General features: G+C 59.1%; 18 protein-coding genes and 1 riboswitch. Of the genes, 7 read left to right on the forward strand and 11 right to left on the reverse strand.

The features are described from left to right. Positions 1–5 precede the first annotated feature (5 nt). From ACP7A4_RS16600 to ACP7A4_RS16630, 7 genes are all read right to left on the reverse strand, one after another. Positions 6–527, reverse strand: coding sequence for a retropepsin-like aspartic protease family protein (locus ACP7A4_RS16600; protein WP_426247800.1), 522 nt, complete (start codon positions 525–527; stop codon positions 6–8). Next, on the reverse strand, positions 524–1504 hold the full coding sequence (locus ACP7A4_RS16605) for an esterase-like activity of phytase family protein (protein WP_426247801.1): 981 nt from the start codon (positions 1502–1504) through the stop codon (positions 524–526). The genes ACP7A4_RS16600 and ACP7A4_RS16605 overlap by 4 nt, the downstream gene beginning before the upstream one ends. After that, positions 1504–3408 (reverse strand): DNA topoisomerase IV subunit B, encoded by a 1905-nt coding sequence (parE, locus tag ACP7A4_RS16610; protein WP_426247802.1) that lies wholly within the window; start codon positions 3406–3408, stop codon positions 1504–1506. The genes ACP7A4_RS16605 and parE overlap by 1 nt, the downstream gene beginning before the upstream one ends. A gap of 52 nt (positions 3409–3460) precedes the next feature. Then, positions 3461–4069, reverse strand: coding sequence for a YqiA/YcfP family alpha/beta fold hydrolase (locus ACP7A4_RS16615; RefSeq protein WP_059763532.1), 609 nt, complete (start codon positions 4067–4069; stop codon positions 3461–3463). A gap of 111 nt (positions 4070–4180) precedes the next feature. Further along, the gene (gene cpdA / locus ACP7A4_RS16620) at positions 4181–4996 is read right to left on the reverse strand and encodes a 3',5'-cyclic-AMP phosphodiesterase (RefSeq protein ID WP_426247803.1); all 816 of its coding nucleotides are present in this window, start codon (positions 4994–4996) and stop codon (positions 4181–4183) included. A gap of 118 nt (positions 4997–5114) precedes the next feature. Continuing rightward, a complete protein-coding gene (locus ACP7A4_RS16625; RefSeq protein ID WP_048364465.1) occupies positions 5115–5567 on the reverse strand; it encodes a DUF1249 domain-containing protein in 453 nt (150 codons plus the stop codon). Then, entirely contained in the window at positions 5558–6181 is a 624-nt protein-coding gene (locus ACP7A4_RS16630) for an NUDIX domain-containing protein (RefSeq protein ID WP_426247804.1), read from the reverse strand. Before ACP7A4_RS16630 ends, ACP7A4_RS16625 begins: the two co-directional genes overlap by 10 nt. A 222-nt stretch (positions 6182–6403) precedes the next feature. On the opposite strand from ACP7A4_RS16630, the gene ACP7A4_RS16635 reads away from it, so the two are divergent. Next, complete coding sequence (locus tag ACP7A4_RS16635) at positions 6404–7153, forward strand: RsiV family protein (protein WP_426247805.1); 750 nt, start codon at positions 6404–6406, stop codon at positions 7151–7153. Between the two features lie 48 nt (positions 7154–7201). Here the strand turns inward: ACP7A4_RS16635 and cytX are convergent, their stop codons facing one another. Beyond that, positions 7202–8464 carry a putative hydroxymethylpyrimidine transporter CytX gene (gene cytX, locus ACP7A4_RS16640; protein WP_426247806.1) on the reverse strand — a complete coding sequence of 421 codons (1263 nt, stop codon included), beginning with the start codon at positions 8462–8464 and terminating at the stop codon, positions 7202–7204. Positions 8465–8568: 104 nt separating this feature from the next. Continuing rightward, on the reverse strand, positions 8569–10458 hold the full coding sequence (gene thiC / locus ACP7A4_RS16645) for a phosphomethylpyrimidine synthase ThiC (RefSeq protein ID WP_426247807.1): 1890 nt from the start codon (positions 10456–10458) through the stop codon (positions 8569–8571). Between the two features lie 154 nt (positions 10459–10612). Next, a riboswitch (TPP riboswitch) is annotated at positions 10613–10718 on the reverse strand. A gap of 173 nt (positions 10719–10891) precedes the next feature. Here thiC and ACP7A4_RS16650 point away from each other — a divergent pair. Further along, the gene (locus ACP7A4_RS16650) at positions 10892–12328 is read left to right on the forward strand and encodes a TolC family outer membrane protein (protein WP_059763545.1); all 1437 of its coding nucleotides are present in this window, start codon (positions 10892–10894) and stop codon (positions 12326–12328) included. Between the two features lie 167 nt (positions 12329–12495). Beyond that, positions 12496–17187, forward strand: coding sequence for a dermonecrotic toxin domain-containing protein (locus ACP7A4_RS16655; RefSeq protein WP_426247808.1), 4692 nt, complete (start codon positions 12496–12498; stop codon positions 17185–17187). A 76-nt stretch (positions 17188–17263) separates the two neighbouring features. Here ACP7A4_RS16655 and waaA read toward each other — a convergent pair whose 3' ends face one another. After that, on the reverse strand, positions 17264–18538 hold the full coding sequence (gene waaA / locus ACP7A4_RS16660; RefSeq protein ID WP_426247809.1) for a lipid IV(A) 3-deoxy-D-manno-octulosonic acid transferase: 1275 nt from the start codon (positions 18536–18538) through the stop codon (positions 17264–17266). Between the two features lie 147 nt (positions 18539–18685). Here waaA and ACP7A4_RS16665 point away from each other — a divergent pair, with 147 nt between their 5' ends. From ACP7A4_RS16665 to ACP7A4_RS16680, 4 genes are all read left to right on the forward strand, one after another. Then, a complete protein-coding gene (locus ACP7A4_RS16665) occupies positions 18686–19018 on the forward strand; it encodes a DMT family transporter (RefSeq protein WP_048364471.1) in 333 nt (110 codons plus the stop codon). Between the two features lie 135 nt (positions 19019–19153). Next, on the forward strand, positions 19154–20332 hold the full coding sequence (locus ACP7A4_RS16670) for an NAD(P)/FAD-dependent oxidoreductase (protein WP_203303060.1): 1179 nt from the start codon (positions 19154–19156) through the stop codon (positions 20330–20332). Further along, positions 20329–21141, forward strand: a complete 813-nt coding sequence (locus tag ACP7A4_RS16675) for an aldo/keto reductase (RefSeq protein WP_048364473.1) — start codon at positions 20329–20331, stop codon at positions 21139–21141. Before ACP7A4_RS16670 ends, ACP7A4_RS16675 begins: the two co-directional genes overlap by 4 nt. A gap of 41 nt (positions 21142–21182) precedes the next feature. After that, positions 21183–22145 (forward strand): hypothetical protein, encoded by a 963-nt coding sequence (locus tag ACP7A4_RS16680; RefSeq protein WP_059763556.1) that lies wholly within the window; start codon positions 21183–21185, stop codon positions 22143–22145. Between the two features lie 36 nt (positions 22146–22181). On the opposite strand, the gene hldE is transcribed toward ACP7A4_RS16680, so the two are convergent. Further along, positions 22182–23603, reverse strand: coding sequence for a bifunctional D-glycero-beta-D-manno-heptose-7-phosphate kinase/D-glycero-beta-D-manno-heptose 1-phosphate adenylyltransferase HldE (gene hldE / locus ACP7A4_RS16685; protein WP_059763558.1), 1422 nt, complete (start codon positions 23601–23603; stop codon positions 22182–22184). Positions 23604–23669: the final 66 nt, after the last annotated feature.

A 23669-nucleotide genomic window follows, 5' to 3' on the forward strand; every position in this document is an offset into this window, starting at 1 on the left:
CTCATTCAGTTCGTTGTCTGGCGCAGCAGCATGGTGCCGCCGCGCTGGGTAAATTCAAGTTTGTTTAACGCGCTCATGCCCAGCAGCACTTGTTCGCCTTCCAGCCCCGGAGCCGCCACTGCGCGTACGTCGCGCAACACGATGGCGCCCAGTTGCAGACGCTCGATTTGCGTGCGATAGCCCTGCGCCCGCCCATTGGCGGTGTTGAGGGTCACGGCCACGCCTTTGGGCAAGGCCAATTGCCGGGCTAAATCCAGCGGAACCGCCACATCGGTGGCCCCGGTATCCAGTAAAAATTCCACCGGCACATTGTTCAGGCGGCCGTTGGCGACGAAGTGACCCTGCACGTTGGCCTGCAACTTGACCTCGATGTAGCCCTCGCCCTGCTGCGAGGTCACTTCAGTGTTGGGGTTTTGCTGACGTTGTTCCCAACGCCCAAAAAACTGCGTGGCCAAGTACAAACCGGCGCACCAGGCCACGATCATAAACACACGACCGGCACCCTTGCCCGGTGGTTGCTGGCTCATGGTTTTGCACTCCAGCCACCTTGCGGGGCAGCGAAACGCCACACGACCGGGCGTTTTTCACCATCGGCGCGTACATGGTTGCCGTTGTCGACACCCACCCATGCGCCTTTGTCGTCAATGCTCAGCGCTTCGGCATTGCCGTAGGCCGAGGTGTAACGCCGGGCATCGGTCAATGCGTCCTGGGCGAACGACCAGCAGCGCTCAACCTCGCCGGTACTCGGCGTACGACGGCAAATGCGATAAGCCATGCGCTCAAGGGTAAACAGCTTGGCGTCGAACAAGGCCAGGTCGGAGAAGTCTTTGGACTGCGGTTTGGCCTTGAGTTGAACGGGCGGTTGTTCAGGCCCGGCTTCGCTCATGATCACGCAGCCGTCTTCACAATCCCACACGCTCTGTTTTTTACGCACCGTCAGCAAACCGCGGCGTTCGCGCTCTGCCGCGAGCCAGATCTGATTGCCCTGCGGGTTCACCGCAATGCCTTCAAACAAGGCGTTGAAATGCAGCAACATGCCGCTGGCGCGCGCCTGTCGAACCAGGCCCGAATCGATTTTCAGCCACGAGGCATTGCCCTGTGGCGTAACCATCAACACTGCGGCATACGACTCGCTGACCACGTAGCGGTTGCCCGCTGCGTCGCAGGTGATGCCTTCGAAATCCAGATCGCCACCGCGCAGCGGGGCGATGGCTTTACCCATCATGCGCACGCCCCACGGCAGACCGCTTTCAGGCGGCGCGGGCACGTTGATGCTGACCTCATTGGCCAGCCACTCGGGATAACGGGTATCCAAACGGTAAATCTGATCGTCATCGCGGTCAGACACCGCCCACATTTCGCCCTGACACATCGCCAAACCCGACAGGTTAGCGCCGCGCATGCCTTCAACCGGATGCTCGGACTGCAACACCAGTTCTGGCCATGTCTGGGCCAGCACCGGTGTTGCTCCCAGCAAAAGCAGCGCCAGCAAGGCTCTGCGCATCAGGTCAGCACCTGCGCCAGGTTGCCTTTGGATTCGAGCCAGGACTTGCGGTCACCGGCGCGTTTTTTCGCCAGCAGCATGTCCATCATTTCTGACGTAGCGGCGAAATCTTCCAGCGTGAGCTGCACCAGGCGACGCGTATTGGGGTCCATCGTGGTTTCGCGCAATTGCGGCGGGTTCATTTCACCCAGACCCTTGAATCGTGTGACCTGCGGTTTGCCACGCTTCTTCTCGGCCACCAGACGATCAAGAATGCCATCGCGTTCAGCTTCGTCCAGCGCGTAGAAAATCTCTTTGCCCAAGTCGATGCGGTACAGCGGCGGCATGGCCACATACACGTGACCGGCGTCGACCAAGGGCCGGAAGTGCTGCACGAACAACGCGCAGAGCAAGGTTGCGATGTGCAAACCGTCAGAGTCGGCGTCGGCAAGGATGCAGATTTTGCCGTAGCGCAGCTGGCTGATATCGGCCGCGCCCGGATCGACACCAATCGCGACCGCGATGTTGTGCACTTCCTGACTGGCCAGCACTTCGCTGCCGTCGACTTCCCACGTGTTAAGGATTTTGCCGCGCAGTGGCAGGATCGCTTGGAACTCTTTGTCCCGCGCTTGCTTGGCCGAGCCGCCAGCGGAATCACCTTCGACCAAAAACAGCTCGGAACGCATCGGGTCTTGCCCGGCGCAGTCTGCCAGCTTGCCCGGCAACGCCGGCCCTTGGGTGATGCGCTTGCGCTCGACCTTTTTGCTGGCCTTGAGGCGGCGGCCCGCGTTGTTGATTGCCAGTTCGGCCAACTGCATGCCCAGCTCAGGGTGCGCGTTGAGCCACAGGCTGAAGGCATCCTTGACCACGCCGGAGACAAACGCCGCGGCTTCACGCGATGACAGACGCTCTTTGGTCTGGCCGGAGAACTGCGGTTCCTGCATTTTCATCGACAGCACGAACGCAATGCGCTCCCACACGTCTTCGGGCGCCAGCTTCACGCCACGCGGCAGCAAGCTGCGGAACTCGCAGAACTCGCGCATTGCGTCGAGCAAACCTTGGCGCAGGCCGTTGACGTGGGTGCCGCCCTGAGCCGTCGGGATCAGGTTGACGTAGCTTTCCTGAACGCTGTCGCCACCTTCCGGCAACCACAGCAATGCCCAGTCGACGGCTTCTTTATTACCCGCCAGGCTGCCGCAAAACGGCTCGTCCGGCAGGCGCTCGAATTCGCTGACCGCATCGACCAGATAAGAACGCAGGCCGTCTTCGTAATGCCATTCGGCCTTTTCACCGCTGCTTTTGTCTTCAAAGGTGACCAGCAACCCCGGACACAATACGGCCTTGGCTTTGAGTACGTGCTTAAGGCGGCTGACCGAAAACTTGGGTGAGTCGAAGTATTTGGGGTCCGGCGCAAAGTACACGCTGGTGCCGGTATTGCGCTTGCCCACGGTGCCGACAATTTCCAGGTCGGTGGCTTTGTAGCCATCGGCGAAGGTCATCTGGTACTCGTTACCGTCGCGCTTGACCTTGACCCGAACCTGGGTCGACAGGGCGTTTACCACTGAAATGCCAACCCCGTGCAGACCGCCCGAGAACTGGTAGTTCTTGTTCGAAAACTTGCCGCCCGCGTGCAGTTTGGTGAGGATCAGCTCGACACCAGACACACCCTCTTCGGGGTGGATGTCGACCGGCATGCCGCGCCCGTCGTCGCTGACTTCCAGCGAGTGATCGGCGTGCAGGATGACGTTGACCGACTTGGCGTGCCCTGCCAGGGCTTCGTCGACACTGTTGTCGATGACTTCTTGCGCCAAGTGGTTCGGACGACTGGTGTCGGTGTACATGCCGGGGCGTTTGCGCACCGGGTCGAGGCCCGAGAGGACTTCGATGGCGTCGGCGTTATAAGAGCTAGCGCTGGGAGTGGCCATAGGGTCTCGTCGTTAGTCGTAAATGAAAAATAAGGGTCATTCGACGGGCGCCTTAAAGGGCCGCAAAGTCGATGGTTTGAAACTGTTGCGCAGCAATCCCGGCAAAACTCAGCAGCGCTGGCAATTGCAAGGCAAACCCCTGATAACTGTGATCGCCACCGGCCTGAATACGCAAGGCACATGCTGCGTAGTACTTTTCGGCGTGGCGGTAGTCCAGGGTTTCATCGGCGGTCTGCAACCACACTTGAATGCGCTGCGGGTCTTGCGGAGCCGACACTTCCAGTTCAGCCAGGGCTGCAACGTGGTCATGGGTCAGCTCCCAGGTCTGGCCGCTGTACAGGTTGGTTTGCGTCCCCAGATAACCGTCAAACATCCGGTGCGGACTGACGGCAGGGTTGACCAGCAAGGCCTTGAGGCCATGCCGTTCGGCCAGATACGTCGCATAGTAGCCGCCGAGTGAACTGCCAACCAGCAGCGGGCTACCCAGCTCGCTGATTGCCGCATCGAGCTGCATCAGGGCCTGACGCGGGTGATGGTGCAAGGCCGGCACCTGCAACCGGTCATCAAGCCCCATTTGCTGCATCACTGACCTCAACTGCGTCGCTTTTTTCGACTCGGGCGCACTGTTGAAACCGTGGATATACAAGATGGAACCCGACATGCCGTTACTCCCGAGAACAAATTCAGCCAGACGCAGCCTTGAGAAAGACGCGCAGTTTAGCCTGACTCGGGGTGAATGACTCGACCCATCATCTGTAAGTTTGTCCAGTACTCAATATTTACCCGCGCCATAGTCGGGTTCGAAGTCAAAGTGCGCCACCCGCGACACGCCTGTCTGCAAAGTGCCATCAGGTTGCAGGCGCAGCCAACGATAGCCGGGCGCCTCGGTGCTGACGTTGAAATCGGCGCTGTGAGGCGCGAACTGGAAGCAGGTCGAAGGCGTGGCCAGCAGCCTTAGCCCGTTGCGCTGCTGGTCGAAGGGCTGATGAACATGCCCCCACAGCACTGCTTTAACCTGCGGAAAACGGTCAATGACAGCCCAAAATGCCTCGGCGTTGAGCAGCCCGATCGGCTCGATCCATTCGCACCCCACCGCGACCGGGTGATGGTGCAGGCACACCACATGGTGGCGATCCGGGGCTTCGCTCAACGATTGCGCCAATAATTGAAGCTGGTTGTCTTCCAGATAGCCGTGGCTCTTGTTGGCGACATTGGAGTGCAACAACGTGATACGCCAATTGCCGATATCGACACGCGGCTCCATCAAACGGCTTTGCACTGCGGCCGCCGCCATATGCTGGACATTGTCATGATTGCCAGGCAGCCAGCGTGCCACCGCCGCGAGCGGGTGGGTGGCCTGCCGAAACTGCTGATACGCCGCAACGCTGCCATCCTGAGCCAGATCGCCGGTCGCCAGCAGTACATCGATAGACGGCTGCTCGGCGCGTACCAACGCAATCACCTGTTGCAGGCTTTGGGCGGTTTTGAGCCCTAACAGCGAGCCATCTGCGTCAGCAAACAAATGGCTGTCGGACAGCTGCACCAGCAGCACCGGGGCGTCGGTGGTCAGCGTGGATACACTCGGCAAGGCAGCTCTCCCGGGAGGCGTCGATGAATGGCGCGATTATGCCACTGCGTCTTGCAGACTGAACACCAACTCGCACCGCGAACCCATGAATCAAAAGATCGCAGCCAGCGCCTACTGCCTAGCGCACTTGTGCGTATTCGTGACCGCACGCCAGGCAATGGCTCAACCACTCACCCAAAAACACATTGAGCTGGGCTTTTTCATCCGGCTGGTGCATGGCGTCGTTGGGGTAAGGATAGATGCTGCGAAAGCGGCGCGCGTGTTCGGCACCAATCACTTCGGCCATGCGAGCGTCGTGGTACACCTGCACCTGCAACTCAGGCACCGGCAGCCACGGCAAGCTATGTTCCTGGCGCACGCGCAACGTGCTGGTATACGGGCATTCGAGCATCACTTCGAGGGTCAGCACCCCGAGCATTTGATCTCCCTGGGTCACGGCGATCCGCCGCGCGTCCGGCTGCTCGCGCATGTCGGGTAGCAAACGCATCAGGCGCGCATAGTTGGCTTCGCAGGCAGCCTGCAAGCCAATCAAGTCGACCCGATAACGGTCACGCCCCCCATTTACGACCATAGCTCCCTCACCTCCGCGCGATTAAGCGCCAGCCATTGCAAGGCAATAATGCTCGCCGCATTGGAAATTCGTCCATCTCGTACAGCTTGTAGCGCATCTTCGTACGCCCAAACTGTTACGCGGATATCTTCTGCCTCTTCTTCAAGCCCATGCAAGCCACCCACGCCCTCAGTGCTGCAACGCCCCAAAAACAGATGCACAAACTCAGTACTGCCGCCCGGTGACGGGAAGTAGCGGGTAATGGGCCATAACGAGGAGAAGGTCACCCCGGCTTCTTCTTCGCCTTCGCGGTGGGCCACCTCTTGCGGGTCAACCTCACCTTCCTTGTCGATCAGCCCGGCCACCAGTTCGATCAGCCACGGGGTATCGGTCTTGCCCATCGCGCCGACGCGGAACTGCTCGATCAGCACCACTTCATCACGTTGCGGGTCGTAGGGCAGTACACACACGGCATCATGGCGCACAAACACTTCGCGACTGATCTCACGGCTCATGCCACCGGCAAACAGTTCGTGGCGCAGGTGCACGCGATCCAGTTGATAAAAATCTTTAAAACACTGTTCGCGCTTTACGATCTCGACTGTGCTGGGCGTGGCCCGGGTGATATCCGTCATGTAAAACCTCTTGCTGGCAAATACTCGCCGGGGTGGCCCACGGCATCGCGCATCCTAACGCGCCGGCGCGCTGCGATGCAGCCTCTTTTATGACACGGGGATAGACGGATCACCTGCAAACCAACTCTAATTGACACTATTGAGCTTAGTGGCGAACTGATGCCTTTGTGGGCAGTCAAACCACCATAATTTTTGCTTTTGTTTTGTTGATGAAGGACGACCATGTCGCTTTTAAAGATTGCCTCCATGACCTGCATCGCCCTGACCCTGGGCGCCTGCCAAAGCGTGTTTCAAGCGTCTGCGCCAAAGCCGCTGGCCATTACGCCCGATGCATCGGAGCAGCTCAAGGCCGGTTGCAAAGGCCAGGACTGCCCGCTGGTCAACATTGACACTGTGCACTTTGCAGACGAACCAAAGCTGGACACGCTGATTGAAGCTCGCCTGCTGAAAATGACCGTCAACTCGCCGCAAGATAAAGTGGCACCGTCGCTCAATGCTTACCGCGAACAGTTTTTACGCACGGCGCAAAGCCGCTACAGCAGCTACTTGCAGGCCAAGGTACGTGAGCAACATGACGGCCTGGTGATTGTCGAACTGTCGAGCTACCTGGACACCGGCGGCGCGCATGGCATGCCGGGGCGCGGGTTTATCAACTATTCGCGCAAAGACCAAAAAGAAGTGACCTTGCAGGACATGTTGGTGCCGGGCCAGGAAAAGGCGTTTTGGGCCGCAGGTAAAGTGGCGCACAACAACTGGTTAATCAGCACCCGCTTTGGCAATGACCCGGAATTCGTGAAGACCTGGCCGTTCCAGCAAACCCCGCACGTAGCCCTGCTCAAAGACAACGTGGTGTTGAAATACGACGTGTACAGCATTGCGCCGTACTCCGAAGGCCATGTTGAACTGAAGATCCCTTATTCGCGTTTGAACGGGATTCTTAAGCCAGAGTGGTTCCCTGCTCAGGGTCAATAAACACCGCCCCAAGCCTCTCCCGCCGGGCGAGGCTTGGGGTGAGGGCCTTTAGCGGTGACGGCCCATTACCCACTGCAATGCACCCGCCACAACCAATGCGGGCAAGGTCGCGCCCACGTCCGGGCACACAGTGGCCAGCAGGTGATACAGGCTCACACCCCCCAACCACGCCAATAACGCCGCCCGGCGAAACAAGGCCGGGGGCACCAGCGCACTGCGCTTGCGCAAAATGAAGTGATCCACCAACACCACGCCAAACAACGGTGCAAACACCGAGCCGATCAGCAACAAAAAGTTCTGGTACTGCGCCAGCGGCGCAAAGCAGGCGATCAAGGTGCAGATCACCCCGATGGTCAACGCTAAATGTTCGACCTTCAATTTGAGCAAAATCCCGCCCGAAACCGCTGCCGAGTGGATATCAGCGAACGCGTTTTCAGACTCATCAAGCAAAATCAGCAGCAACGGAATGCCCAGCCCTGCCCCGGCCAGCGCCAACAGGAGTGCATTGACTTCACCGCTCGGAGCAAACGCCAGGGTGTAGGCCACGCCCAGGCTCATTAACCAGACGTTGCCAATGAAGAACCCCAATGCAGTGCCAGCAAACACTTTTTTTGCGCGTGAACCAAAGCGCGAGTAATCGGCAATCAAAGGCAGCCAGGACAGCGGCATCGCAATGGCGATGTCAAAACCGACGGCAAAGGGCAGCGAACCATCGCCCTTCTGCGCCCATAACGCAGGCAGGTCGGCTTTGGCGAACAGGTTCCAGGTCAGCCACACACAGGCTGCCAACAGCAACCAAATCCCCCACTTGCGCAGCACTTTGCGCACAAACGTCAGCGGCCCGCTCACCGCCAGCAACGTCGCCAACGCACCGAACAACAGCGTCCACAACAGCGGGTTACTCAATAAGCTGCCTTCGCTGAACGCGCGGGCGCCGAGCAAACTGGCCGCGTCGCGCATTACGATGATTTCAAATGAGCCCCAGCCAATCAGTTGCAACACGTTGAGCAGAGCCGCAAGCATCGCACCACGGCTGCCGAGGCTGAGCTTGAGCGCCGCCATGGACGACAGGCCGGTGTCGCTGCCAATCACCCCGACCGATGCCAACAGCGCCACGCCCACCAGCGTGCCGAGCACAATCGCCAGCAACGCGCCTGACAAACCCAAGCCCGGTGCCAGCAGCGCACCGATCTGCAACACCATCAGGCCAATACCGAGCGAAAACCACAGTGAAAACAGGTCGCGGGTGCCGAAGACGCGCTTGTCCAAAGGCACCGCCACGTCAGGGGAATACAGGCCGGGTGTGTTCAAGGGATGAATCTCAAAAAGAAGGATAAAGCCCGGTGTAGCCGCTGGCGCAGGCTGCGTCCAGCGGCTACGGGAGAGGTGCGCCAGATGGGCTGGCGCGGTTTACATCAGACTTTTTTGTACAGTTGGCTGCCTTCCTGCTTGAAGCGCTCGGCCTGTTCGGCAAGGCCTTTGGCAACATCGACGTCAATGGCGTCGATACGTTGGTTGGCGGCGTAGATGCGCACTTCCTGGGTGATTTTCATCGAGCAGAATTTCGGCCCGCACATGGAGCAGAAATGCGCGACTTTGGCCGAGTCCTTAGGCAGGGTTTCGTCGTGGTAAGCGCGCGCAGTGTCCGGGTCCAGGCCAAGGTTGAACTGGTCTTCCCAACGGAACTCAAACCGCGCCTTGCTCAACGCGTTGTCGCGGATTTGCGCACCCGGATGGCCTTTGGCCAAGTCCGCAGCATGGGCCGCGATCTTATAGGTGATGATCCCGGTCTTCACGTCATCCTTATTCGGCAAGCCCAAGTGTTCTTTAGGCGTGACATAACAAAGCATGGCGCAACCAAACCAGCCGATCATCGCCGCACCAATGCCCGAGGTGATGTGGTCGTAACCCGGCGCAATGTCCGTGGTCAGCGGGCCAAGGGTGTAGAACGGCGCTTCGTCGCAGCACTCCAGCTGCTTGTCCATGTTCTCTTTGATCAACTGCATCGGCACATGGCCCGGGCCTTCGATCATGCACTGCACGTCGTGCTTCCAGGCGATCTTGGTCAACTCGCCCAGGGTTTCCAGCTCACCGAACTGCGCAGCATCGTTGGCGTCGGCAATCGAACCCGGACGCAAGCCGTCGCCCAGCGAGAAGCTGACGTCGTAGGCTTTCATGATTTCGCAGATGTCTTCGAAGTGGGTGTAGAGGAAGTTCTCTTTGTGGTGCGCCAGGCACCACTTGGCCATGATCGAGCCACCCCGGGACACGATGCCGGTCACCCGCTTGGCGGTCAGCGGCACGTAACGCAGCAACACACCGGCGTGGATGGTGAAGTAGTCGACGCCCTGCTCGGCCTGTTCGATCAAGGTGTCGCGAAACAGCTCCCAGGTCAGGTCTTCGGCCACACCGTTGACCTTCTCCAGCGCCTGATAAATCGGCACGGTGCCGATCGGCACGGGTGAGTTGCGGATGATCCACTCGCGGGTTTCGTGAATGTGCTTGCCGGTGGACAAGTCCATGACCGTGTCCGAGCCCCAGCGAATGCCCCACGTCAGCTTGGCCACTTCTTCTTCAATGGACGAACCCAGCGCGCTGTTGCCGATGTTGCCGTTGATCTTCACCAAAAAATTGCGACCGATGATCATCGGCTCCAGCTCAACGTGGTTGATGTTGGCGGGGATGATGGCGCGACCGCGGGCGATCTCATCGCGGACAAATTCGGGGGTAATTTCCTTGGGGATGTTGGCGCCGAAGCTGTGACCGGCGTGTTGCTGGTCGAGCAAGCCCGCCGCCCGCGCCTCTTGCAGCTTCATGTTTTCGCGGATGGCGACGTATTCCATCTCTGCGGTAATGATGCCCTGACGCGCATAGTGCATTTGGCTGACATTGACACCGGCCTTGGCCCGACGCGGATTTTTGACGTGGGCAAAACGCAGCTTGGTCAGTTCAACGTCGTCGAGGCGCATTTGCCCGAAGTTCGAGCTCAGGCCCGGCAGGCGTTCGGTGTCCGCCCGGTCATTGATCCATGCCGAACGCACGTCGCCCAACCCTTTGCGCACGTCAATCTGCACAGACGGGTCGGTATACGGGCCAGAGGTGTCGTAGATCAATACCGGGGCGTTGATTTCGCCGCCAAAATCAGTGGGTGTCACATCCAGGCTGACTTCACGCATCGGCACTAGAATGTCGGGGCGCGAGCCCTGTACGTAGACTTTTTGCGAGCGGGTAAACGGCTTGACCGACTGCTCATCGACTTTTGCCGAGTCACTGAGATTGATCGCGTTTTTTGGTTTTGTACTCATCACGGCTCTCCAGACTGCATCCAGGCGGATTGTCGGAGGGAGAACCTGAAAAATGTACGGGTGCACCCAAGGACTGGGTGCTGAGTGACGACCTCGAATGATTGCTCATTTTTTGAACAATCGATCCCGGACGGCACTCAAGAGGACTCGCCGGGTGACGAGAAATCTTGTTCCCTACGCAGGCGTTAACCTGATCAGGTTCAACGGGATCCGAAATTATTCGATCTCAGCCTCATAGCAAGGCACCCCGACAAGAACCCGGCCAGTCTAGACAAGAGTGACCCTGAACGCCAACCCCTGATTTTTTAACGTTACGTAAAGACGTACTAAGAGCATTGTTGCAAGGTGTCACGGCTACTACACTCGCTACGTCTTGAAACCACGAGTCGGACTCGGGGGTTCATTTTCCGCATTCTTGAACTAGGGATCGCTCATGCTGCGCAAACTCTCACTGGCTGTCGCCGTGTCTTGGGCAACCAGCGCAATGGCGCTGGAGACAACGGCCCCGTTGGCCAGCCAAAATGGCCTGGTCAGCGTGTATCACGAAGCCGTTGATAACAACGCCGACCTGGCGGCGGCACGCGCCAACTACGCAGCACAAAAAGAAGTCGTGCCGCAGGCCCGCGCCGGTTTGCTGCCTAATCTGTCGGGCGGTGCCGAGTCGAGCAGTGTGCGCACCTCCATCGACCAGCCTTCGCTGACCACCACCCGCAGTGCCGTGGTGTATCAGGCGACCCTGGCCCAACCGATCTTCCGCATTGACCGCTGGTTCCAGCTCAAAGCCGCCGAGTCGGTCAACGAACAGGCAGCGCTGCAACTGTCGGCCACCGAGCAAAACCTGATTTTGCAAACCGCCGAGTCCTACTTCTCGGTACTGCGCGCCCAAGACACGCTGGCCGCAACCAAGGCTGAAGAAGCCGCGTTCAAGCGCCAGCTCGACCAGTCCCGTGAGCGCTTTGACGTGGGTCTGTCAGACAAGACCGATGTGCTGCAATCCCAGGCCAGCTACGACACCTCGCGTGCCAACCGGATTGTGGCCCAACGCCAAGTCGATGACGCCTTTGAGGCGCTGATCACCCTGACCAACCGCCAGTACAACTCGATTGAAGGCATGCGCCACACGCTGCCGATCCTGCCGCCTTCACCCAACAACGCGAAAATCTGGGTTGAAACCGCAGCCCAGCAAAACTTGAATTTGCTGGCCAGCAATTTCGCCGTGGATGCCGCGCAAGAAACCCTCAAGCAACGCAAGGCCGGCCACGCGCCGACCCTCGATGCCGTGGCGCAGTACAAAACCGGCGACAACGACGGTTTTGGCCTGAGCAACCCCAATGCCTTGCAGCAGCGCTACAGCGGGGACGTCTCGCAACGCAGCATTGGCATTCAGTTGAACATTCCGATCTACAGCGGCGGGCTGACCAGCTCGCAGGTACGTGAGTCGTACTCGCGGCTCGATCAAACCGAGCAACAGCGCGAAGGCCTGCGCCGCCAGGTGGTCGAAAACACCCGCAATCTGCACCGCGCAGTGAACACCGACGTTGAGCAGGTACAAGCGCGCAAGCAGTCGATCATCTCCAACCAGAGCGCGCTGGAAGCCACAGAAATCGGCTATCAGGTGGGCACGCGCAACATCGTTGACGTGCTGGACGCCCAGCGCCAGCTGTACAACTCGGTGCGCGATTACAACAACACCCGCTACGACTACATCCTCGACAACCTGCGCCTCAAGCAAGTGGCTGGCACGCTGAACCCCGGCGATCTGGACGCGTTGTCGCGCTATTTGAAAGCTGACTACAACCCTGACAAAGACTTTCTGCCGCCTGACCTGGCACAGGCCGCAGAAGCCAACATGCGCTCCCCCGGTAATTGATGGTCGAGTATCACGGGCGCTAAACCTGTCGTCGTTGAGGCATCACACGAGGCTGAAATCCGCGACATCAGGGGGTGGTATATACCAATACCACCCGTCCTTGAGAGTTCCAGAGGTAAATACGACACCGGTCGTGTGACCTCCATGAATTCAATACAGGTACGCCCATGCCATCACCTTCTATTGCGATACCCGTCGCGCCCACCGCCACCGCAGTGAAGGCACAATTCGCTGCTGCCCCCTCGCTTGAATCGATTACCCGCCAGATGCTTGCGCAGGCCATTGCTCAAACCTGCCCGACACTGAAAATCGACCTCACCCGCACCCAACTGGCCGTGCCCATGCCAAACGGGGGCTGGGAGTTGCAACCGTTCATGCAACGGGTCATGGACTACCTGGGCAGTGGCACTGCGCTGGATTTGAGCCCTGTCAATGCGCAGCCCTATTACCTCAGCGATGACGCGCCGAACAGGCTCAAGCCCGATCAAGGCGAGCTGGACATGCAAGACATCGAAAAGGCCGTCAAGGAACTGACCTGGCGCCTGCCTATTGGTTTGCAAAACGCATTGAACGACTTCTGGGCGGCGCCCTCGCACGCAACAGGCATCAGCCGCTGGCAGTGGCTCAGTGACACCCTCAAGGACACACTGAGCATCAGCGTGCTGAAGCAAACAAACTTGTCCAACAACGCACGGGATGCCATCAACCAAGTGATCCTGTTCCCAGTCTCCGAAGACCGCACACGCCAATACGGGGAGCGGGCTACACGGGCCTACTGGCTGAAGACCAGCTTGATCAACAACAGCACCCGACGCTCAGCGCTAAGCCCCAGCGTTGTATTGGAGAGCGCCAATCAGGCGCTGATATTCAGAGTTGACGGCAACATCAGTGCTTACCCGTCGCTGGACGAGCTGGGCAAGGCATGGAGCCGCCGAATTAACCGGCTTTATACCGCCGATGAAATCCATATCACGCGGTTCGAACTGGATGGCAATGTATTCGACGTTCAGGCCGCTGCCATCCAGAACCGTCAATCAGAAAAACTGGGAGCACTCACACTGCCCACGACTGTGGGCTGGCAGGGGTTGCAAGCCGTTTTTGACGACATCACTGACACCTCGCTGTTCTTTGCCAATGCGCCAACTGCCGACCTCTACACCCTCAATACGCTAAAACAGCAGCTTCCCGACTGGCTGGTGCAAGCCAGCCCTGCGACTCAGGCCCTCTATCGTCAATACAGCGTGGCGTGGGCTCGCGCCAAAAAAAACAGCAGGGGGCAAACTTACCTCAACAACATTGCCGATATCCGTACCTATGCAGCGCAGGTGTTGCATCAACAAATGGTGCGTGACCAGATCACATTCGAGCCGAGCCCCTCTGCCCGCGCGCCCGAAAGCATGCTCGACCCCAACGACATTGAGTTGACGTTCCTCATTGCAACCGGCCTGCCAGATACCGTCGGCATCGTAGAACGCATCACCATGACCCTGACCGAGCTGTCACTGAAAAATCTGATTGGCCGTCCCAAGGGGGTCTTGACGCTGCGCCATCGCCTTGGGGTTTCGTTGCCCGAGTGGCTTACACCCGCTTACATCACACACCGCGAGGGCTTGATTGAGCAGGTCAACATCGGCCAGGCCTACCCCCAACAGCTGGAAAACCTGTTATTGAGCGACACCCCCGAGGCCAAGGTGCGTGAACAGCTTTTTGCCGAACAGTTACGCGTGCAATTACCGCTGCAAGCACTGGAACATAGCCTCAAAAAAGAACACGCCATTACACCGCTCGGTGCCCGTTATGTCGCGGCACTGATGGAACCCGGCACCACGGAACGTCAACTTGAAGGGCTGCCGATCGTCATTCGACGTCTGGCACTGGTACGCAAACCCGAGGCGCTGCCCGATATCGTCAACAACATGTACATCATTGAACCCAGTGACGTGGAGAAGGGACCGCACCTGTTGTATCGGCCGTTTTATACCCAGTCGCTGCTTGAGTTCCCCACACGTTCCGCCCTGCTGGACGCCATCGCCCAGCCTGGGGATCTGCAAGACAGCGTGCTGACTTGGCTAAACGACATTGCCCGGCCCATCTATGACAACGGCGGATTCACCCAACCGCACTACGTGCGATTTGGATTGGGCAGTGAATTTGATCCACTCGAAGTCCCTGCGCCAGCCCGTCTTGCAACCAACGGCATCAGTAACGAGCTGCTGCAATTTATGAATAATGACCAGTTGACGCTCTACCTGTATGGCTGCAACGCCAGGGCATTGGTCGATCAGGCGAGCGCCGAATCGGTGTCCAACCGTGAAAGCCGTTGGCAGGCGCTGTTTGAAGGTGGCAACCTGATTTTCAATAGCTTGCTGCTACTCCCCGGTTTGCCTCGCCCGCTCATGCTGGCAGGGTGGTTTCTGAGCGTAGCGAGTGCCGCCCGCCAGGACATACCGGCACTCGCCAGCGACGACGCCACCGAACGGGAACTGGCCGCGGCCGATGTGTTACTCAATGTGGGGATGCTGCTGTTTCACCTCAATCCGGTGGCCGCACCGCAACGCGCTCGGGGGATCGTTGCCCTCAGCAAAAAAACCCTGCGCCCGTTCGCGCCCTCACCCATCGCCGAACTGTGGCCTGAACCGCCCTTCCCAAAAGTACTGGAGGGCATTGTTGCCCTGCCGGGCGACTTCCCCAATACAGAAAGTACAGCCCTGGACTTCAGTTTTGCCAGCGCCCGCAATCGCCTCACGCCCAGCCAACGCGAGCGTTTGCAGCTGTACAGCGTCCCAGCACCCGATCCGCTGCCTGTACCGCAATCAAGCGGCCCACACAAAGGGCTCTATCTGTTTCAAAACAAATGGCATGTGTTGCTCGATCAGCAGCTGTACGCCATTGCGCTAAATACAGACGGGACGGCCACCATCTTGTCGCCGTCGGACTCGGCTCACCCTGGCCCTAACGTGAAGGTCAACGATGAAGGTCAGTGGTCGCTTGACCTGCGTTTGCGCTTGCAAGGCGGCATGGGACCCAAGCGAATTGCCGCTTTCCAACAGAAAAAAGCCGCCCGCATGGCGCAACTGGAGACCGAACTCCAAGCGACGTTCCAGCAAGAAGAACCTCTGCATCGAACGGTCGAAATCATTCAATCCGCCCTGCAAGCGGCCAGAGCGGATCAGCATTTTGCACTTGAAAAACTTGCGACCCTGAATGATCGGTTCAACGGCGCATTGAAAAACCAGTTCGACATTTATCAGCAACTGCTGGACAGCCAAAAAGAACGCACCGAGCTGGGCATCCCCCTGAGTGCAAGGATTGTGCTCTCTCTGCTAGAAAAGATTTTCGATAACAAAAATAAGGCCCTGGCCAATGGCCTTTATGAGCAACGCTTTTTAGTCAAAAAATGGCCGACATTCACCACACCCAGCCCCGAGTTAGAGCCGGCCAGTGAAGCGGACCCTGAAGGCTTTATGCAGTACATGAGGGAGCAGGTGGAGTTCAACACGCGCAGTATCCAGCACCTGGAGCGCAGGAACAGTGCACTGGAGCAACTGTCCACCCTCAGCGAAGCAGGTGCCGAAGTTGCTAACGGTTTGGCATCAGGACTTTCCCCGAATGAACACACACCCCTGACCCTCAGAAGCTTCCAAATGAGCTGCCTGAAACTGGCCAGCACAAAAGTGATGGCCACACGCCTGGTCGAGAGAGGTCTGGATGAGGCGATCGACCCGCTTCAGGTGCATTTACGCACCCACGGCGAGCTGAACAGCTTTGAGTTCCCTCCCAGTAAACGCCTTGAGGTGCTGGACAGTCTGGTCAGCCAGTACGGCCAGGCACTGGACGCGTTGCAGGGCATCAGCCTGGTACACGCCGAGGAACTTGAGCCGGCGTACTTCGAACAATTGCGACAGTTACTGAACGAGCTGTATCAGGATGTCGTTGCGCAGTTGGCGGGCGAGATCAAACCCACGTCCGCACCGCGCAAAAGCTCACGCAAACGCACCCCTTCGGCATCCGGAAAGCCGCAGAAAAAAGTGATCAATACCCGCGAAAAGGGCCCGTTGATTGGTGACCTCAAGCCTGCCGGAGCCGAATGGCCGATAGAGGTCATAGAAATTCGCTCTGCCTACGACAACCAGTTGCTGTCCACGTATTCACAACAGGGCGAAGAATGGGTCGAGATCGAAACCGTACGCGCCAAACCGACTGCGGCGACACGCGCTCTGAACGTCATCAAAGGCGACGCGCGCAAGCTCTACGCCATGTTCGAAATGCAGCTATACAAGGCCAGGCAATACAAGGCCCAGTGCAAACACCCCGTAGAGATCGAAGAGCTGTTCAACCTTGAAGCCTCCAGACTCGACACCTTGGCCACCGAGCTGCACCACGCCTACCAGGCCCAGCCCCATTCGGCACAACTGCCAGGCGATCAGACCCTCATCGACGATATGCGACTGGCCGCTAAAACCTTCACCCATGAAGGCAAGACGCTGCGTATCGAATTAAGCCTGCAATTAGCGCCCACCCACGGCAACCTGCAATACCTGCTGGATCAAGGCCATGTACAGATCGCCAGGCTGGGCGAGCGCCTGGCGTTACAGGGCGAGCGCCGTGACTTCATTCAGGAATACACGGTCAACGACAAGAAAGGCTTTGCGCTGTGGTATGCGCACTTTCATTACGCCGAGACCACAGACCCCAAGCAGAGCTACACCGTGGCCCACTTGAAAACCAAAGCACAACGCAAGCAGAGCTACTACTCACAACTGGCTAACGCACAAAGCGGGCATGCCATTGTTAACGTGCATCGAGGCCAGATCGGCAAGCTGCTGGCAGAGCGCTGGTTTCTGCCTTTGGCGCCCTGAACAGGTCAAGTCTTCAACGGCCCCAAAAGGCCAGGCGAGCCATGAATCATCGAGGCAGCCTGGCCTTTGGAACAGATCAATGAAGCAGTCGGGCCAATCCGTCCAGTAAACGCTGCAAGGCTCCCTGATTGGCCTGCATCACCTTCAAGCCAGCCTCAGCCATGCGTTGCGCGTCTTGTGGCAACTCAAACAAACGCTGCACTGCCACGGCTAAACCGGGCGCATCGTCGACTTCTTCCAAGGCGCCAGCCTCACGCAACAGGGCGGCGATTTCCAGGAAGTTGAACAAGTGAGGCCCGCTCAATACCGGCTTGCCCAACGCCGCAGGCTCCAACACATTGTGCCCGCCGTTGGGCACCAGGCTGCCGCCCACGAAGGCGCTGTCTGCCAACGCATACAAAAACAGCAGCTCGCCCATGGTGTCACCCAGCAGTACCTGAGTTTGAGCGCTGACGGGCGTGTGTTGCGAACGACGCACCGTCACAAAGCCTTCACGCTGGCACAACTCAAATACGCTGTTGAAGCGCTCAGGGTGACGCGGCACCAGCATCAGCAAGGCATTCGGATAATGGGCGAGCAATTGCCGATGCGCCGCCAGAACGATTTCGTCTTCCCCTTCATGGGTGCTGGCCGCGATCCATACCGGGCGCTCTTGCGCCTGCCATTGCTCGCGCAGCTCGCGGGCCTTGACCCACAGTTGAGGATCAATGCTCAGGTCGAACTTGATCGAACCCGTGACCTCTACGCACTCAGGTCGTGCGCCTAACTGGCGAAAACGCTCGGCTTCGGTTTGAGTCTGCACGGCGATCAGGCTCATCGCTTCCAGCATCGGCCGTGTCAGGCGGGCAAAACGCGCATAACCTTTGGCCGAACGGGCCGACAGGCGCGCATTGGCCAGCGCCACCGGGATCCCGCGCTTGGCACATTGATGGATGAGGTTGGGCCACAGCTCGGTTTCCATGATGACGCCGAGCTTGGGCTTGATCCGGTCCAGAAAACGCGCGGCCGCCCACGGTAAATCGTAAGGCAGGTAGCAATGTTGAATGCGCGGTTCATCGGCAAACAGGGCTTGAATACGCTCTGAACCTGTCGGCGTCATGCACGTCACCGTAATGGGCAACTGTGGATAACGCGTGAGCAGCGCCCGAATCATCGGCGCAGCGGCAATGCTTTCACCCACGGACACCGCGTGTACCCAAATCCCGCCCGGCTGCATCGGGGGCAGGTTCAAGGCAAAGCGTTCGCCTATTCGCCTGGCGTACGCAGGCGCCTTGCGCGCTCGCAGCCACAACCGAATCGCCACCAGTGGTAGCCCCAGATGAAACAACAAGGTGTACAGAGTTCTATTCATGGGCGCGGAGTTTACTTGAAAACGACACGCACAATGATGGCACCGAACACGACCATCGCCCGGCGAAATAAAAAACGGCTACACACTTTTACAACCTCTAGAATGCCTTGCTGTTAAATTGCCTCGCCTCATATTCAGGACCTCATCATGAACGCTTACTACTACTTGGCTATCGCCATTTGTGCCGAAGTGATTGCCACCGTATCGATGAAAGCGATCAAGGGTTTGAGCACCCCCCTGCCACTTGTCCTCGTGATTGCCGGTTACGCCACCGCCTTCTGGATGCTGACGCTGGTGGTGCGCACCATTCCCGTAGGCGTTGCCTACGCAGTGTGGGCCGGTATGGGGATTGTGATGGTGAGCATCGCCGCCTTATTCATCTACGGCCAGAAACTCGATGTACCCGCCATCTTGGGCATGGGTTTGATCGTGCTGGGCGTGGTGGTCATTCAGTTGTTCTCCAAAACCGCTGGCCACTGAAACACGCCACCTCCTGTAGCAACCGCCTGAGGAGCGCAGCCTCGCGCAGCACAGATCAAGCGGCGACAGGGAAAAGGCCAGGTTGAGGATCAGGCTGTATACTCCCGGCCTTGTCTTTGAACGCTGAGGTCGCCCATGCCATCTGTTATTTCCACCGACGTGCTGATTGTCGGCGCGGGTATTGCCGGCCTCTGGCTCAATGCACGCCTGCGTGCCCAAGGGTTTTCGACCGTGGTGGTCGAGCGCGAAAGCCTGGGCGGCGGCCAAAGTGTGAAATCTCAAGGGATCATTCACGGCGGCGCCAAATATGCGTTGCACGGCGCGCTGACCGGCGCATCCGAAGCCATTGCCGACATGCCGCGTCGCTGGCGCGAAGCCCTGGCCGGTGACGGCGAGCTGGACTTGAGCGGCGTACGCATTCTTTCCCAAGCCCACTATCTGTGGTCACCGGGCACGTTGGCTGGCAACCTCACCAGTTTTTTTGCCAGCAAAGCCGTGCGCGGCCGCGTGGATCAGGTCAAGGGCGATCAATTACCGCCTGCGCTGCAAGACCCGCGCTTCAAGGGCAAGGTGTATCGACTGGCCGAACTGGTGGTCGACGTGCCGAGCCTGATCGAACGCCTGGCAACGTTGGCGGGCGATGGCCTGTTAGCCGGGCACGTCATCGAACCGCTGTTTGAGCACAACGAACTGGTGGGCCTGCGGGTCGACGGCCGCGAGATTCATGCGCAGCGCATTGTGTTCAGCGCTGGCGCCGGGAATGCCGAGTTGCTGGCGAGCGCCGGTATCAGCGTGCCCGCTCAACAGTTGCGACCCCTGCACATGGTGCTGGTCAAAGGGCCGACCCTGAAACCCTTGTACGCCCACTGCCTGGGGGGCGGCCCCAAGCCGCGCATCACCGTGACCACGCACCCGGCAGCCAATGGCGAGTGGGTGTGGTACTTGGGCGGTGACATTGCCGAAGCCGATGGCGTGGCCCGTGAACCTGACGAGCAGATCGCCGTGGCGCAAAAAGAGTTGGGCCATTTGCTGCCGTGGGTCGACCTGAGCCAGGCGCAATGGGCGACGTTACGGGTCAATCGCGCTGAGCCAGCCCAGTCAGGGCTGGTGCGCCCGGACAATGCATTCCTCGCCGACCAGGGCCGCCTGCTGGTGGGTTGGCCCACCAAGCTGGCGCTGGCACCTGACTTTTCGGATCGCGTGCTGCAAGCACTGGAACATGACGGCATCAAACCGGGCCAGACCCCTGCCCTGCCTGCTGATTTGCCGCGCCCTGCACTGTGTAAAACCGCGTGGGAGCAATTGCTGCCATGAGCCAGGCGACTTTGCACGACCTGCATCGCCCACTGGGCAGCACCGGTCTGTTCGTCTCCCCACTGGGGTTGGGCACCGTCAAGCTGGGCCGTGATCAAGGGGTGAAGTACCCCAGCGGCTTTCAGATCCCGGATGACGACGACGCGCGCAGGCTGCTCAAGCTGGCGCGTGATATGGGCATCAACCTGATCGACACCGCGCCCGCCTACGGGCGCAGTGAAGAACGCCTTGGCCCGCTGCTGCGCGGCCAACGTCAGGACTGGGTGATCGTCAGCAAAGTTGGCGAAGAGTTCGTCAACGGTGAATCAAGCCACGACTTCAGCGCGCTCCACACACGGCGCTCGGTCGAACGTAGCCTGCAACGTTTGGAAACGGATTTCATTGATCTGGTACTGGTGCATTCCGACGGCAATGACCTGGCGATTCTCAATGAGTGTGAGGTTTACCAAACGTTGGCCGAGTTAAAGCGTGAAGGTAAGATTCGTGGTTTTGGCTTGTCGGGCAAAACCGTAGAAGGCGGCCTTAAAGCCCTGGAAACCGGCGACTGTGCGATGGTCACCTACAACCTCAACGAGCAGGCCGAAAAAACGGTGATCGACTACGCCGCCGCTCACGGCAAAGCGATTTTGGTCAAAAAAGCCTTGGCCAGTGGCCACGTCTGCTTAAGTCCGGGGGTGGACCCGGTGCGCGCCAGCTTCGAACTGGTGTTTGGCCATCACGGGGTTGCCAGTGCTATTGTCGGCACCATTAATCCTTTGCACTTGGCCCATAACGTGGCAACTGTTGCGCAGGTGCTGCGCAAATCCTGATGCCGCCGACGCGGCCGACCCCGACGCAAGAAGGAGCCGACATGCCGCGTTCACTCATCCGCAAGAACCCCAGCGACTTCAAAACCTTGCCGCTGTTCGTCGAAGCCACGCCTGAAGGCCTGAGCTATCAAAGCGTCGGCATGCCGCTCAACTTTGCCCAAACCCTGCAAAAGCGCCGACAGGTCAATGTGACCGACACCGAGCGTTTTGGCCTGGAGCTGGCGAACCTGGGCGTGTCCGTACGCCTGACGCTGCACTGGCAAGGCCGTGATTATTGGGTGCTGGTGCGCCAACGGCGTCAGGACCGTGGCGACGTCGTACTCAAACTGATCTCAGGCTACGTGCCGGCCCACGAGGTGAATCTGCCGTTGCATACGGCCATTCAGGAGGTGGCTGAAGAGTGCCTGCTCGAAACCCCGGAAGGCTGGCTGGGGGGTCGTTTTAATGAGACATGGCTTCCAGCGCCCTACATCAGCGCACTGCATTACCGCGAAGCGCTGCCTTTTCGCCTGACGCCCAACTCAGGCGCGGCGCGGCCCGTACGGTGTGGCAGCCAGCCTTTGCTCGAACGCCCCAGAGCGTATGTGCATTTACCCACTGCGTCCCTGCAACTGATCTATGACCTGCGCCTTGAAGTGCCCAAAGAAGCCAAATCGTTGAGTTTGTTTCATGTCGATGAGCGTTTGGAGGGTGATCAGTTGGTGGCCCGACTGGATCGAAAGCGGCCTGACTTGTACCTCATCCCCCTGACAGACGGCCAGCCGTGTGCCGAGTTGTACACCCTGAGCAAAGACCGTTTACAGGCTGCCAGTACACGCGGGCTGTATTTGGCGGAGAGCTTTGCGCCGCAGGACGGCTGGGTGGTGCGCGATGAGCGGATTCGCTGGAAGGACTGGCTCAAACAGCAGGGCTTGAGCGAAGCGGGTAAAGAGTCGCGGCTTAAGCGCTTGACGGGAAAGGCACGGCAGATATTCAAGAAGGTGGTGAAAACCAAAAGCCCCTAACCCTCTCCCGGAGGGAGGGTTAGGGCAAGGCGCTCATCACTGACCGCGAATCTTCTCGACGATGGCCGTGGTCGAGCTGTTCTCAACCAGACCCAGCACTTTCACTGTCCCACCATAAGACGCCACGATGTCAGCACCCACCACTTGGTCGATACCATAGTCACCGCCTTTGACCAGCACGTCGGGCCTGACCTGAGCCAGCAGGTTTTCCGGTGTGCCTTCGGGGAAGCTGATGACCCAGTCCACCGCGCCCAGTCCGGCCAATACCGCCATGCGCCGGTCGACACTGTTGATCGGGCGACCCGGGCCTTTCAAGCGACTCACAGAAGCGTCATCGTTAACCGCAACGATCAAGCGATCACCCTGGGCACGCGCCTGCTCCAGATAGGTCACATGCCCCGCGTGCAGAATGTCGAAACAGCCGTTGGTGAAGACGATTTTTTCGTTGTGAGCGCGTGCATCGTCGATGGCCAGCAGTAGCTGATCAAGGCTCAAGACACCGCGCTCCGAGCCTTCTTCGCGCTGTATGGCACGACGCAGTTCCGGGGCGCTGATGGCCGCCGTGCCCAGCTTGCCCACCACAATACCCGCAGCCAGATTGGCCAGCGCTACGGCGTGGGGCAGCTCTTCACCCGCAGCGATGGCCGCGGCCAGCGTAGAGATCACGGTGTCACCCGCGCCGGTCACGTCAAACACTTCACGCGCACGCGCAGGCAAGTGCATGGCCGCAAAGTTTGGGCGCAACAAGGTCATGCCGTGCTCGCCACGCGTCACCAGCAATGCCCCCAAATCGAGGTCAGCCATCAATTTGGCGCCCTTGGACACCAGCTCGGCTTCATCGGCGCAACCGCCGACGATGGTTTCGAACTCGCTCAGGTTTGGCGTAATCAGGCTGGCTCCCCGGTACACCGAGAAGTCCTTGCCCTTGGGGTCGGCCAGCACCGGGATGCCTTTGGCGCGTGCGGCCTGGATCAGCACCTGGTGGTTTTTCAACGCACCTTTGCCGTAGTCCGACAACACCAGCACCTTGATGCCTTCAAGCAAGTTGTCGACTTCGGCGCCCAGTGCCAATGCATCCGTGGCAAAGGGTTCTTCAAAATCAATACGCAGCAGTTGCTGATGACGGCTCATGACCCGCAGCTTGACGATGGTCGGCTGGTGCGCAATGCGCTGGAACAGTGCACGAACACCCGCGCCTTGCAGGCTGTTGGCCAGGCTGTCGGCGGCTTCGTCGTCACCGGTCACGCCCACCAACGAGGCAGGAGCACCCAGTGCAGCAATGTTGAGCGCAACGTTGGCAGCACCGCCCGGACGGTCTTCGATCTGCTCGACTTTGACCACCGGCACTGGCGCTTCAGGGGAAATCCGTGAGGTTCCGCCATGCCAATAACGGTCGAGCATGACATCGCCTACCACCAAGACAGGGGCTTGATCGAATCGCGGCATGGACAACTTCATGGAGAACCCACATACAAAATGAACAGGGGCGCGATATTAACACAGGGTGAACGCTGGTCAGTTCAC

This window comes from Pseudomonas sp. TWR3-1-1 (assembly GCF_049896545.1).
In the GTDB taxonomy this organism is placed as follows: Bacteria; Pseudomonadota; Gammaproteobacteria; order Pseudomonadales; family Pseudomonadaceae; genus Aquipseudomonas; species Aquipseudomonas weihenstephanensis.